Raw genomic sequence first — 13232 nt, forward strand, 5'->3', positions numbered from 1 at the left:
ACAAAATTGCAATAAATTCAACTGCCTTTCTCAAAGTATAGACTAGGGTCTGTTTATATTTCTACTATCTTGGCCAAAATCATACGATTTTGACTCAAGCTAGCGAAATGTAAACAGACCCTATACCATTAATTAATTGATTAATAATTTTTCACAAATTGAAAAATATAGAATTTCTAATTGGCAGAGATCGCGTAAGGAAACACATTCATTCACTTGATGAATTGTGGCATTAACAGGGCCAAGCTCTACTACTTCAACACCGTAAGGTGCAATAAAGCGACCATCAGATGTTCCGCCGCTGGTAGAAAGTTCCGGTGAATTTCCAGTGAGTTCGAGGATTGCTTCCTTACAGCGTTCCAGTAAGGTACCGTGAGATGTCAAGAAAGGCTCACCACTTAGACGCCATTCAATAATAGGATCCAGATCATGCTCTTGAAACGTAGCAATAACTTTTTCTTTCAACGAGTGGTGTGTGTGTTCTGTTGAGTATCTAAAATTTAGATGTAAAATCAGTTCTCCAGGAATTATATTTGGAGCATGGCCTCCTGATTGGAGGTGGGTAATTTGCATGGATGTTGGCGGAAAATGATGGTTACCCTGATCCCAGAGCGTTGTGGTCAGCTTTACTAGTGCGGGACTTATTTTATGTATTGGGTTGTCCGCTAAATGCGGGTAGGCAACATGCCCTTGTTTTCCATGTAAGGTAATTTGGGCACTCAATGAACCACGCCTGCCAATTTTGATCACATCACCAACGCTATGAGTGCTTGATGGTTCCCCGACAATGCAATAATCAATGTGAATGCCTTGATTCTCCAGGAGTTGCATGACATGAGGCGTGCCCATATCATAATCATTACCTTCCTCCCCACTGGTAATAAGAAAACCTAATCTTCCCTGAAATTTAGGATAAGTGTATACAAATCGTTGCGCCATAAGCAGCATGCACGCAAGACTACCTTTCATGTCAGCAACACCACGTCCAAAGAGCATCCCATTTTTATTTTCTACTATAAAAGGATCAGACAACCATTTTGTTACGTCGCCCACAGGAACCACATCCGTATGGCCCGCAAATACAAGCAAAGGGCCTGATTCTCCATAAGAAGCAAAGAAGTTGGAAACAGGTCCTTTATTCATACGTTGGCAGGTAAATCCTGCTTGTTCCAAAAAATGGATCATAAACTCTTGGCAGTCTGCATCTTCAGGTGTAATCGAGGGAAAACGAACTAGTTTTGTTACGATTTCTTGCAAGCCTGCCTCTAAATTGGGGGGTACTCTATTTTTCGGCCCAGTCATGCTAACTCGCTCTCAATAGTTCATTAATGCTTACTTTTGCTCTTGTTTTTTCATCTACCTGCTTCACAATGACTGCACAATACAAGCTGTAGCTTTTGTCTTCGCTGGGCAGGCTACCAGCGACTACCACTGACCCTGCTGGGATACGCCCATAAGTAATTTCTCCAGTGAGTCGATTATATATTTTGGTGCTTTGCCCTAAGTAGACACCCATAGACAATACGGAATTTCGCTCTACGATCACTCCTTCGACGACTTCTGAGCGAGCACCGATAAAACAATTGTCCTCGATAATTGTGGGGTTGGCTTGTAATGGCTCCAAAACACCACCTATACCTACTCCACCTGAAAGGTGCACGTTTTTACCGATTTGAGCACAAGAGCCCACAGTTGCCCAGGTATCAACCATAACTCCCTCATCAATATATGCACCCACATTGACATAAGAGGGCATTAAAACGCAGTTTTTTGCAATATAAGCCCCTTTACGAACCATGGCATGAGGCACTACGCGTACCCCTGTTTGTTTGAATTGTTCTTCAGTATAGTTATTGTATTTGAGAGGTACTTTGTCATAAAACTGACAAAACCCTGAATCAATCACTTGATTGGGATAAAGTCTAAATGATAAAAGAACTGCTTTTTTTATCCATTGATGAACTACCCATTCATTATTTATTTTTTCAGCAACCCGATACTGTCCGTTATCCAAACAAGAAAGTACTTCATTCACCGCCGCAATAAGTTCGGGTGATGCATTATCAATTGATAATGTTTGGCGTTGTTCAAAAGCGTGTTCAATTAGAGTTTGTAAAGTCTGCATCAATTTTTCCTATATTTTGTAGCCTGGGTGCAGCGCAGCCCGGGAGTTCTTAATCAGTTGAAGCCGGGTTCTGCTGCGCTGCGCCCAGGCCTACCCAAATGCATCCTAGCTTTAATATGCAAGTGCATATTCCAGATCAGCTTGTAAATCTTTCACATGTTCTATGCCTACAGAGAGTCGAATAAATCCATCCTCTATACCCAAAGCCTTACGCTTTTCTGGAGGTATCGACGCATGAGTCATAATTGCTGGATGCTCTATCAAACTTTCTACACCACCTAAACTTTCGGCGAGCGTAAACAATTCACAACGTGCAAGAAAACGTTTGGCTGCATCAATACCACCATCAAGTACCATGGAAATCATGCCACCAAACCCATGCATTTGTTCTTTAGCTAATTCATGTTGGGGATGGCTTCTAAGGCCTGGATAAATGACTTTTTTTACTCTGGACTGCGTACTCAACCAATTTGCTAAATGATGTGCATTTTCGCAATGTCTTTCCATACGCAATGACAGGGTTTTCAAACTTCTTAAAACGAGAAAACTATCAAATGGACCTGCAATTCCGCCACAGGAGTTATGCAGGAAAGCAATTTTATCCGCTAAATTAGGATTATCACCAACAACTACGACCCCACTGACTACGTCTGAATGACCATTAAGGTATTTAGTTGCTGAGTGCAATACGATATCAAATCCTAATTCTATAGGTTTCTGGATCCAGGGGGTCGCAAAAGTGTTGTCTGCAACTGCTATGAGATTATGTCGTTTTGCTATCACTGCTATTTCACGTAAATTAGCCAGTTTTAACATGGGATTTGAAGGTGTTTCTACCCAGAGCATGCGGGTTTTTGGGGTAATCGCAGCTTCTATATTACGCGTATCAGACATGTCTACGAAAGAAAAAGATAATCCAGATGTACGTGTTTTGACCTTATCAAATAAACGAAATGTGCCTCCATAAAGATCATCCATGGCAACAACATGATCTCCTGCATCTAATAAATCAATGACTGTGTTGATTGCAGCCATTCCAGAAGCAAAAGCAAAACCACGTTCACCTGATTCCAAACTGGCGATACATCCTTCATAAGCTCCACGAGTAGGATTCTGTGTACGAGAGTACTCATAGCCAAGATGTTCCCCTGGAGCAATTTGTTTGTAGGTAGATGTTGCATAGATAGGGGTCATAACCGCACCGGTACTTGGACATGGTTCCTGGCCAGCATGAATGGCTCGTGTTTCAAAATGATGCTTTTTCATTGGACTATCCTTAAGGCTGTGAATTTTTTATGTCGATTACTTTCTACCATTATATTAAAAAGTGATCTTTTCAGAGTGGGTTATGTAGGATATTCTAGTGGGGGTTCTATGTATAAGGCAAGTTCTACTTTTGCGGGGTTTATCCAGGGTATAGCGAAGTTTTCATTTACAGGCAATTAATGTGTCAGGGGTCGTTTTGACAATGAAATTTGATCTTCATGCTTTATTTTCAGCAAAATACGCACAATGGATTATTATTGCCTTGATTTCATTGTTTTCCATACTGATTATTGCAGAATACGCTACGTTAATCTTTTCCCCTGTAACTCACCAAACGGTACTTGAAACCACAAAAGAGATACCGGTGATAGCACAACAAAATTCCTTTGATGCGATTTTACACTCTTCTTTGTTTGGGGTTTATGTTTCAAACAATTTATCCAGTATTAAAAAATCCATGTTGAATGTTACTTTAGTAGGGATCTTATTTGCTAATAAGATAGAAGAGTCCCAAGTAATTATTCGTTCTGCGGATGGAGAGGAAAGCACTTATAAATTAGGTGATACGATACCTGGTGGTGCTGTGATCAAACGTATTATGGCTGCTGGGATTTTGGTTGAACGTAATGGTAATTTAGAGAGTTTAAGTTTACCCAAAAATGAATTAATCTTTGAACCAGTAGCAAAGCCTTTGGAAGGGGATAAAAATTTATGAAACGCTTATTTAACCTATTAATCGTTATAATTTTTATTTCTTCTCTTGCTGGATGTGCTGTTACCAACGCAAGGAATTTGCGTGAAGGGATTGATAGTTTTAGAGTTGAAGAGTACCGTAGGGCTTTTATTCGCTTAAAACCATTAGCTCAGAAAGGTCAGCCTGATGCGCAATATGCTGTGGGTTATATGTATTATTATGGCAAAGGAGTAGTAGAAGATCGGAAAAAAGCGTGGTTTTGGATCAATGCTGCTGCTAATTTAGGGCAACCCGATGCAAAAGTAGCGATTCAAATATTAGCTAGCGGTGGTTCATTAAGTTAAATGAACTGATTGCGAAAACCAGGTTTATAAAACACGGATCAATTTCCCTAATATTATAAGATTGTTTGAGAAGAGCTTAACGTGCGTTCTCGTCCAAGATCAGAGTCTATTTCTTGGCCATAATGGGTGTTATCCCAAATAACTGTCAAAATGCTTCTAAGATCACCAACTGGATTAATATCAGTTGATTCTACGCCAAGTTCCTCTTGAATTGCAGTCAATAAATTGGCGAGTGTCTGTTCTTCTTCCCGTAGATTATTACAACGATTTAAAGCATTCTGCACCGCATCACCGTGGTGAGTACCCCATCTGCCCGAAAAGAAGCGTCCAATAGAACCTCCCCAATAAGAAGTCTTAACTCCGTCATTTGAGGCATGTGAACAGGAGTAATCCAAAAGTAAAGCACAGGCCTTATCGAATGTTGTTCCCGAAGCCCTCTCCCATTTTGCTTGCCATTTATTGGTGGGGAGGGGGGTATTAAACTTGGAATGCAAGTATTGATAGAGCTCACATTGTGTCATTTCACTTTGAATTTTCTCTACTTTTTCTGCATCTTTTTCATGAGCAGAAATTCTGGCATATTCATATCGTGACGGATCTTTACTTAAGTTTCGATAATCCTCGAGAAAAAGCTCTTGGCGAAAATTAATAAATTGTCCTAGTCCTACTTCAGTTGGGGCTCTTCCTCCTGGTTGAGCTTCAGATTCTATAAGCAAGGCATGGATCTCTTGGCACATGCGAAGTATTTCTTGTTTATTGGGTGTTGTGGGTATATAGAGAGTAAATTGATCAGAGGATAAAAAACGCTCATGCGCTTTTTTCTGTTTTTCTAGTTCTTTTCTAACTAATTTATCAAGTTCGTCAATATGTTCACGGGTTACAGTTCTCCATGTTGCCCACCGATCTCGAGGATCAAGATGACTTTCGAAGCTCCGTTTAATCGCTGTAAATATTTGCTTATCATTCTCCTCTATAAGCTGGCCGCCCTTCTTTACCTTGCTCTTAAGTTGAGTTAGAGCATCATTAAACTCGTTTAGCTGATCTAATCCAGCTTGAAGTCGTAGAGCATCAACGTATTTAAAATCGCGGACTGCGCCTGGGTATTTAAGAATGATGTTTGTAATTTGATCTCTTAATTTAGGTGTATAGCTGTCAGGCGATAATGAAATATGTAATTTATAAGGACCAATTCCGCTAATATTGGGATTATTTGCTTGTTCCTTTAATTCCCTATTTAGCCTCTTTTGTATGTAGCGTTCTTTGTCTGAACCTGACATGAACGAATGTCTTTCGTCTTTACGTATTTTAGCTTCTGTCTTATTCTTAAAACGCTCTAAAGCTTTTTCTGCCTGTTTTGCAAAAAAAGCTTCATTAAAATAATGAAAAAATCCTGATTCTTCATTATCCCAGAAGCTTTTAGTATGTTTAAAAATAGGATGACCAGGCATTCACACTTCCCAAAATAGTTGTATTAAATTTATTCATAATGATATTTACTTTGTAAAGTATTTCATATAACCACCAGCTGTTCAAGTATTGATCCATTCGATTTATCTTAAACCAGGGGAAAAACGCGGTGTTTTTGACAGCTTTGAAGTTGGGGTAACACATGATTTCCAGATTAAAAGCTATCTCACTGAACACTCATTTCTTTATATCAATATTGTAATGGAATGATAATATTTTGCTGGTGGGCTGAGCTAAGCCTAAAGAATTTATTTGTTCTTTTACAAACCACTGCCCCTGTTTCTCAGACAATGAATTACCTAAAACTTTAGTTTTTATGCTGAGTGCATTAATTTCCAAATGAAAATGACTGAAGCGATGTTTAAAAGTCATTAGCTCTCGTGGTGTTTCTCCTGATAAATCATAGTTCAGGCGTATAAAGTCAAGTGGGCAATCTTCTTCATCCAAACTGGGTAAACACCATAAACCACCCCATAAGCCTGTAGGAGGTCTTTTTTCTAAATAGATGGAGTTTTGTTCATTGTATAAAACCAGGAATTGTTGGTATTGAATGGGTATGGGTTTTTTTACTTTTTTTGTGGGATATAGATGTTGTTCTTCATATTTCAGTGCCAGACAATTATTCTGTAAGGGGCAATTCTGGCAATTTGGATTTTTAGGGGTACAACACAGTGCACCTAAATCCATAATTGCTTGGGTGTAATCAGCGCAGTTTTCGTTAGGCATGCATGAGTTAGCCAGTTCCCACAATGTTTTTTTTACTTGAGCTTGTTCGGGATACCCCTTAATCATGAAAAAACGTGTTAAAACGCGTTTTACATTTCCATCAAGAATAGCGACAGGTTGATTAAAAGCCTGTGATACAATGGCTGCTGCAGTAGATGGGCCAATTCCTGGCAGTTCTTTTAATAATTGATAATCATCGGGTAAAACACCACCATGGGATTGCAGCACTATTTTTGCTGTTTGATGAAGATTCCTGGCTCGGCTGTAATAACCAAGTCCTGACCATAAAGAAAGTACTTCATCATCATGTGCTTGAGCCAAAGCACTTATGGTAGGAAATCGTTGCATAAAACGTTCGAAATAAGGGATAACGGTTTGTACTTGAGTTTGCTGAAGCATAATTTCAGAAATCCATACTCTGTAAGGTGTTCGAGGGAGTTGCCAGGGAAGATTATTACGTCCATAAAGGGCATACCACTGCAGTAATGGTTGACTCATTTTTTTGTACAAATTTTGTTTATCCACGCGCGTAATTCTTTGATGCTTTATTGTTGGCGTACTGTAAAAAAAGTAATGTCCCAGGTCAATGAGTAACGTTCATTAATATCCATTTAAATGATACGTACTCGTTGTTTAACCTCAGTATTGTACTCAGAATCTTTAGATTTGTGCAGAGAGTTCAGGAGCGTGTCCCATTTCTTGTTTCTTGGCCGGCTGATAAAAGAATGAACTTGGGTCTGTAGTGTAAAACTCATTATTAAATTGTACTCTTTCCTCGTCTTTAAGAAAAATACCTGGCCCTAATGCTCTCATAATTGATGATACAGTGTTATTTTCAATCAAATGAGATTTTGTGGGTTCTCCATTATCTAGATTCGTTTGAATTGATAAAACCGGGTTCAGAATTTCAACACACTGTGCGACGTCCTTTTGAGTTTTTAAATCCCTAATACTATGAATAATATTAGAAGGATAAGCATAAATATTTGCATCAGCATAGACTTCACGAATTTGTTGAAACGTTTCCTTATGCGCCCAGCTTTGCTTTAGAATGATTGCATCATTGATCATCTCTTTAACACGTGTAAACCCATATTTCTTCACTAGATTCATAAGTAAATCATGTACTTGTTGAAATGATTCATCCCCATAAATATCCATAGAAAACTGACTTATATTTTTACTCTTTAAAAAATCAATAAAGCCATCGACAAATGATTTTGGATTAGTTTCAGTACTTGAAGCAAAATAGATTTTAATTAAATCCCAACTGTCTGCAACCTGTGGACTTAAATCAACAATAATTACTTGCGGTACGCTGCTTACTTTTTCTCCTAACCCACAGGCCAAAGTAATAGCACCAAAAATAGAAGTTCCTACAAAAACAAAAGGCTTATCTGTTTTATACGGCTCCAGATCTTTTTCTTGAATGGGATCATTTCCTAACCAAAATGCGAAGCATTCATTTAATTCCTTAGTCGGTAGTTGTTTGACTTTGGATAAAAGTTGAGTACGTTTTTTCTGAGTTTCTTCAATTTGATGAGTTGTTTGTAATTTGCTCTGCATGATGGTGAACCGCAATAATCCTGATAGGTGGTGCATTGTAGATCAATATCTTCATAAATTAAACACTGCGATCTTAATAAACTCTGAATTTAATACGTGAGTATCATTTTTATGGAAAAAATAATTGCAAAGATAGCCCTATGAACTTTATCAATATTATGAAAAATTAAAGTTGACTCGCTAAGTGTCGATATATGGTCTATCGTTTTAAATAGAGGGTTGTTGTACTCAGGATGAGTAAAGTCAGCTAAATCATTTGCTAAAGATTGTAGCAAACTCACTTAATGCATTGACGATGTAAGTTTTTTTAAGATTTTTTAATTTGAAAATAAGAATTGGATGATCTTAAGAAAGCTTGCAGGTTCAATGCATTTGGGTGTGCGCTGTAATTTGTTGGTGAGTGGTTTAGGTCAAATCAAGGAGAGATCGATGCACTACGACCAACATGAAATTGTGGTATTAAAACCTACAGCTGTTTTTTTGTCATTTCTTGCTTCGCAATTGCCTGAAACAAAGTTACCGGATCTGAGATTATTACAAATTGATAACACCGCATATCTATTACACAAACAAAACTCAGATGACGCGACTTTGGATGAAATAGAAAAGCATTTTTCAACAATGTTTCGCCATGAAATTTGTCGTTGGCTAGGTGATAAAGCACGCAATGAAATAGAAACCAATTTTCTTGATTTTCTTTGCTGTTTTAAATTTGAATTGCACAACCATATTGTGTCGATGGAGTCTTCAATAGAAGCAAGTCATCAATTATTGTTCATTAAACCTCGAGTGGCTTTACTTAACTGGCTTAAAAAAACTATGGAAGACCAAGATAATTTGGTTGGTGTTGTTGAAAAAGTAGAGTTATCGCATCTGGAAGAAAATGCTACTGCTTTGGTGAAAAATTTTTCTAATTTAACTGAGATAAAACCTTTTATCAAAGAGAACTATATTTCAATTTTTGCAGCAGCGATGAGTCGTATGTCAAGTCAGCCCGATCAATGGCCTTTGATGGATTCACTCCAAACTTTTAGTCAGTATTTTGCTATTGAAATTCATACTCAATTGATTCATTTGTCTAATTAAAGGAGTTGACTATGGAGCCAGTCAGTATAGCGCTTATTTGTACCGCAGCATTGGGAACTGTTGTTATTTTGGCTGCATTTATAAGACAAATCCTGTTGAGCCGAGACAAGCAGTTAAATGATAAGGCACAAAGTAGGGCATTGACTCAAGAAGTAAAGGAACTCGAGGAGATCCGTGCACAAATGCAAAATGAGAAACGATTTGATTCTCACTACCAGGTGCTCGGAGCGAATAAAGATGCCATTAGATATATAGATACTAAGATAGAAGAGATTTTACGCACAAAAACAGAATTGGTTGAACGTTATGCCAAAGTTATTGTTAAAGAGTCAGACTCAATAGTTAGCGGGGCAGTTTCCTCTGAGCGTAAAACCGCGTGTGATCGATTAAGAGAAGAAATAGACCATAAAATAGCGTTCTATGATAGTGAACTCAAGGAATTACAGGAAAGAAGGGCTTCTCTATGGGATGCGCATGCTGATTTTCAAAGATATCTTTTGAATCAGGAAAAGTCACGAAATGCTAGTTTGGATAGTTTGTACAAACAGCATTCAGCACTTTTGGAAAAAGTATATTTACGTCATATCGATGATACAGAAATTGTGGCCGTCAAAAGCATGGAAGCATCAACTATAACTTTTAAAGATATGCTCATGATGCCAATACAATTTTTGATGCAATTTTTTGGCGTATCAGTAACTCCCGGCATTTCACTGGTTCAAACTCGAGTAGAGAATGTGTCACGAGCGAACGTAGATAAAATACAAAACGAGATAAATGATCCAGTACCAGAGAAACAAGAGGATTTAGTACATAAGGAGACTACGCCACGAAATAAAGTACACCAAGATGACCCGCATGATGATGTTCATCAAGAGAAAAAAGAGCAAGAGCAAGAGAAAACTCATTCAATGACATTTGCTTGAAAATTATTCTTCTAATGCATTTGATGACATTTTTGTCATTATATATTACAATTCGCGTGCATTTGGACGAATGCGCGCTTATGGTCCTAACTGGTGGAGATATATTAATGGCAAGACAACGTTTTTTATGGTTTATTACTTTTATGCTCTGTTCTATTTTGGCTTTTCCAGGACATAGTACAAGTGTAAATTCCCTTCTTCCTGATGAACAAAATACGGTACACGTTTTTCATGACGCATCCCCCAAGGTTGTATATGTGCACAGATTAGCAACAGTAACCAATAGAAGATCATTACAGAAAAAGCAAGTGTCCGATGGGGCCGGTTCTGGAATTGTCTGGAATAACAATGGATATATAGTTACCAATTTTCACGTGATTAAAGGTGCTGATAAGTTGGCAATTACTATAGGTAAATTGACTGTACCTGTTAAAGTAGTCGGAGCCGAGCCGCGTAAGGATATCGCTGTATTAAAGATTCAATCACCACAAGCATTGGCGCTGCTAAAAGAATTTAAACCGTTTGAAATAGTACACCTTAATGATCTCATGGTAGGACAAAAGGCGATTGCGATTGGTAATCCTTTTGGTCTGGATCATAGTTTATCTAAGGGTGTGATTTCTGCTTTGGGTAGAAAAGTTCCGGGTATTGGTGGGGTTACAATTCGTAATATGATTCAAACAGATACACCAATTAATCCCGGTAATTCAGGTGGTCCATTATTAAATAGTGCTGGACAATTAATTGGTATGAACACGATGATTTATTCCCAATCAGGTTCGTCTGCCGGAATTGGTTTTGCTGTCCCTGCAGATGATATTGATCGTATTGTGACGCAAATTATTAAAAATGGGCGAGTCGTATTATCTGGAATCGGTATTCAAAGTGTTCCTCCGAGTATTGCTCATCGATTAGGTATACGTAAAGGAATATTAATTGCAGATGTTATACGTAATACACCAGCAGATAAAGCTCATTTACGGGGTACTCACCGAGATGCTTGGGGACATATCGAGTTAGGTGATATTATAGTAGCACTGAATGGACATGCGATTCCCAACTATGATGTTTTATACAATATGCTTACCGATATAAAAGTTGGGGAGCAAATAACAGTATCCATTCAGCGAAATAACAAGCAGATGGATGTAAAAATGAAAACAATTGATATCGCTGGGGTTTAGTGATTTACTGAAAATTCCTCTACCGATGTACTTACAGCCTGGTTAGTGATTAATCTCACCCGGGCTGTAAGTTTTTATACCCTGATTTTTTTTGACTCAAACTCCTGAAAGGTAAACAGCCCTAGCTGCTTTAAATTCAAGATTGTTCAAATTATTCGCCAAGGAGAATAAGGATGTTACTTAATAAAGAGGATTCACTCTTATTATTGGTTGATGTACAAGAGAAATTAACACCAGCCGTATTAGATAGTGAAGCGTTTATTGCACGTTGTGAATGGCTTTTAAAATTAGCTCGACGAATTAATGTTCCCATTCTGGTAAGTGAACAATATCCACAAGGTCTTGGGGCAACTTTGAAACAATTTCAATCGTACTTTAATCAGCAAGAATGTGTTGTTGATAAAGTAAATTTTTCTTGTATGGGCGAACCTAAATACGTGGAGCGCTTAAAACAATTTCATAAAAAACAATTAATTCTTATAGGTATTGAAACTCATGTCTGTGTCTTACAAACTGCCCTAGAAATGAAAGATGCTGGATATGATGTTTTTGTTGTTGCCGATGCAGTGAGTTGTCGTGGTGAACAAAATATGAAATATGGATTGAAACGAATGAAACATGCAGGGATTAATTTGGTTACCGCAGAAATGGTGTTTTTCGAATGGCTAAGAAAGGCTGGGACTGCTGAGTTCAAGCAATTGAGTAAGGAGTTTTTTTAGGGTCTGTTTCCATTTCTACTATCTTGGCCAAACTGTCCTAATTTTCTGCGTTCCGATGCTCACATACTTTATGTATGCTGTGCTTCGGTACTCGAAAATCAGACCATTTTGACTCAAGCTAGCGAAATGGAAAACAGGCCCTGGGTTTCTACTATCTTGGCCAAACTGTCCTGATTTTCTGCGCTCCGATGCTCACATACTTTATGTATGCTGTGCTTCGGTACTCGAAAATTAGACCATTTTGACTTAAGCTAGTTAATTGTAGCCTGGGTGCAGCGTAGCGAAACCCGGGTTAACAAATATAGAATTCCCGGGTTCCGCTACGCTGCACCCAGGCTACAAATTATGGAGAATAATAATGAATTTTACGAATCAAATCGCCTTGATTACAGGCGGCGCCTCGGGTATGGGAAAAGCAAGTGCTCAATACTTACAGAAGCGTGGAATGCGGGTTGTGGTATGGGATAAGCAAGCAGACGACCAAAGCGGAGCTGATTTATTTATCAGTTGTGATGTGACTAGTGATGAATCAGTCGAAAAGGCGATGCAACAAACAATAGAACAATTAGGAGTACCGAGAGTTTGTGTCAACTGTGCAGGCATTGCTCCAGCTAAGCGTATTGTTGGGAAAGATGGTGCTATGCCTCTGGTCGCCTTTAAACAAGTGATTGATGTAAACCTTATTGGTACTTTCAATGTGATGAGAGTTGCGGCGCATGCAATGAGCAGTTTGGAATTAGAACATAATTCCCAAGAGCGAGGTGTTATTATTAATACAGCCTCTATTGCAGCATTTGAGGGGCAAATTGGTCAAGCAGCATATAGTGCTTCTAAGGGGGGTGTTGTGGCCATGACCTTACCCGCTGCGCGAGAACTCGCTCAGTTCGCCATTCGCGTCAATACCATTGCGCCCGGATTAATAGCAACACCAATGCTGTTGAACATGCCGCAAGAAGTACAAGATAATCTGGTGGCCACCATGACTTTTCCCAAGCGTTTTGGTAAGCCCGATGAATTTGCCTCATTAGTTGCGCATATTATTGAAAATGGAATGATGAATGGTGAAGTGATCCGTTTGGATGGCGCTCTTCGCATGAAGTAATTTTCATATTTTAATTTAGTTTTCAAC

General features: G+C 38.5%; 13 protein-coding genes. 7 read left to right on the forward strand and 6 right to left on the reverse strand.

The window, feature by feature from the left end; genetic code table 11:
• Positions 1-132 precede the first annotated feature (132 nt).
• The 3 genes from dapE to Lani_RS09505 form a co-directional block, all read right to left on the reverse strand.
• A complete protein-coding gene (gene dapE, locus Lani_RS09495; protein ID WP_019233745.1) occupies positions 133-1302 on the reverse strand; it encodes a succinyl-diaminopimelate desuccinylase in 1170 nt (389 codons plus the stop codon).
• 1 nt (position 1303) lies between these two features.
• Positions 1304-2125, reverse strand: coding sequence for a 2,3,4,5-tetrahydropyridine-2,6-dicarboxylate N-succinyltransferase (dapD, locus tag Lani_RS09500; RefSeq protein ID WP_019233744.1), 822 nt, complete (start codon positions 2123-2125; stop codon positions 1304-1306).
• A gap of 111 nt (positions 2126-2236) precedes the next feature.
• Positions 2237-3391 (reverse strand): trans-sulfuration enzyme family protein, encoded by a 1155-nt coding sequence (locus Lani_RS09505; protein ID WP_019233743.1) that lies wholly within the window; start codon positions 3389-3391, stop codon positions 2237-2239.
• 202 nt (positions 3392-3593) lie between these two features.
• On the opposite strand from Lani_RS09505, the gene Lani_RS09510 reads away from it, so the two are divergent.
• A complete protein-coding gene (locus Lani_RS09510) occupies positions 3594-4106 on the forward strand; it encodes a type II secretion system protein N (RefSeq protein WP_019233742.1) in 513 nt (170 codons plus the stop codon).
• Positions 4103-4429, forward strand: a complete 327-nt coding sequence (locus tag Lani_RS09515) for a tetratricopeptide repeat protein (RefSeq protein ID WP_019233741.1) — start codon at positions 4103-4105, stop codon at positions 4427-4429. Before Lani_RS09510 ends, Lani_RS09515 begins: the two co-directional genes overlap by 4 nt.
• A gap of 53 nt (positions 4430-4482) precedes the next feature.
• Here Lani_RS09515 and Lani_RS09520 read toward each other — a convergent pair whose 3' ends face one another.
• From Lani_RS09520 to Lani_RS09530, 3 genes are all read right to left on the reverse strand, one after another.
• Positions 4483-5877, reverse strand: a complete 1395-nt coding sequence (locus Lani_RS09520) for a hypothetical protein (RefSeq protein WP_019233740.1) — start codon at positions 5875-5877, stop codon at positions 4483-4485.
• A 196-nt stretch (positions 5878-6073) separates the two neighbouring features.
• Complete coding sequence (gene mutY, locus Lani_RS09525; protein WP_223499411.1) at positions 6074-7147, reverse strand: A/G-specific adenine glycosylase; 1074 nt, start codon at positions 7145-7147, stop codon at positions 6074-6076.
• A 135-nt stretch (positions 7148-7282) separates the two neighbouring features.
• On the reverse strand, positions 7283-8188 hold the full coding sequence (locus Lani_RS09530) for a hypothetical protein (RefSeq protein WP_019233739.1): 906 nt from the start codon (positions 8186-8188) through the stop codon (positions 7283-7285).
• Positions 8189-8617: 429 nt separating this feature from the next.
• Here Lani_RS09530 and Lani_RS09535 point away from each other — a divergent pair, with 429 nt between their 5' ends.
• The 5 genes from Lani_RS09535 to Lani_RS09555 all read left to right on the forward strand — a co-directional run bounded on the left by Lani_RS09535 (position 8618) and on the right by Lani_RS09555 (position 13205).
• The gene (locus tag Lani_RS09535) at positions 8618-9274 is read left to right on the forward strand and encodes a hypothetical protein (RefSeq protein WP_019233738.1); all 657 of its coding nucleotides are present in this window, start codon (positions 8618-8620) and stop codon (positions 9272-9274) included.
• An 11-nt stretch (positions 9275-9285) separates the two neighbouring features.
• Positions 9286-10200, forward strand: coding sequence for an AAA family ATPase (locus Lani_RS09540; RefSeq protein WP_019233737.1), 915 nt, complete (start codon positions 9286-9288; stop codon positions 10198-10200).
• A gap of 107 nt (positions 10201-10307) precedes the next feature.
• Positions 10308-11384 (forward strand): S1C family serine protease, encoded by a 1077-nt coding sequence (locus Lani_RS09545; protein ID WP_019233736.1) that lies wholly within the window; start codon positions 10308-10310, stop codon positions 11382-11384.
• A 173-nt stretch (positions 11385-11557) separates the two neighbouring features.
• The gene (locus tag Lani_RS09550; RefSeq protein WP_019233735.1) at positions 11558-12103 is read left to right on the forward strand and encodes a hydrolase; all 546 of its coding nucleotides are present in this window, start codon (positions 11558-11560) and stop codon (positions 12101-12103) included.
• 358 nt (positions 12104-12461) lie between these two features.
• Positions 12462-13205, forward strand: a complete 744-nt coding sequence (locus tag Lani_RS09555) for an SDR family NAD(P)-dependent oxidoreductase (RefSeq protein WP_019233734.1) — start codon at positions 12462-12464, stop codon at positions 13203-13205.
• Positions 13206-13232: the final 27 nt, after the last annotated feature.

Source organism: Legionella anisa (genome assembly GCF_001467525.1).
In the GTDB taxonomy this organism is placed as follows: domain Bacteria; phylum Pseudomonadota; class Gammaproteobacteria; order Legionellales; family Legionellaceae; genus Legionella; species Legionella anisa.

Coding starts and splice junctions, on each gene's coding strand:
- dapE (WP_019233745.1), bottom strand. CDS start 1,302: ATGACTGGGCCGAAAAATAGAGTACCCCCCAATTTAGAGGCAGGCTTG.
- Lani_RS09550 (WP_019233735.1), top strand. CDS start 11,558: ATGTTACTTAATAAAGAGGATTCACTCTTATTATTGGTTGATGTACAA.
- Lani_RS09535 (WP_019233738.1), top strand. CDS start 8,618: ATGCACTACGACCAACATGAAATTGTGGTATTAAAACCTACAGCTGTT.
- Lani_RS09515 (WP_019233741.1), top strand. CDS start 4,103: ATGAAACGCTTATTTAACCTATTAATCGTTATAATTTTTATTTCTTCT.
- Lani_RS09555 (WP_019233734.1), top strand. CDS start 12,462: ATGAATTTTACGAATCAAATCGCCTTGATTACAGGCGGCGCCTCGGGT.
- Lani_RS09540 (WP_019233737.1), top strand. CDS start 9,286: ATGGAGCCAGTCAGTATAGCGCTTATTTGTACCGCAGCATTGGGAACT.
- Lani_RS09545 (WP_019233736.1), top strand. CDS start 10,308: ATGGCAAGACAACGTTTTTTATGGTTTATTACTTTTATGCTCTGTTCT.
- Lani_RS09530 (WP_019233739.1), bottom strand. CDS start 8,188: ATGCAGAGCAAATTACAAACAACTCATCAAATTGAAGAAACTCAGAAA.
- Lani_RS09505 (WP_019233743.1), bottom strand. CDS start 3,391: ATGAAAAAGCATCATTTTGAAACACGAGCCATTCATGCTGGCCAGGAA.
- dapD (WP_019233744.1), bottom strand. CDS start 2,125: ATGCAGACTTTACAAACTCTAATTGAACACGCTTTTGAACAACGCCAA.
- Lani_RS09520 (WP_019233740.1), bottom strand. CDS start 5,877: ATGCCTGGTCATCCTATTTTTAAACATACTAAAAGCTTCTGGGATAAT.
- Lani_RS09510 (WP_019233742.1), top strand. CDS start 3,594: ATGAAATTTGATCTTCATGCTTTATTTTCAGCAAAATACGCACAATGG.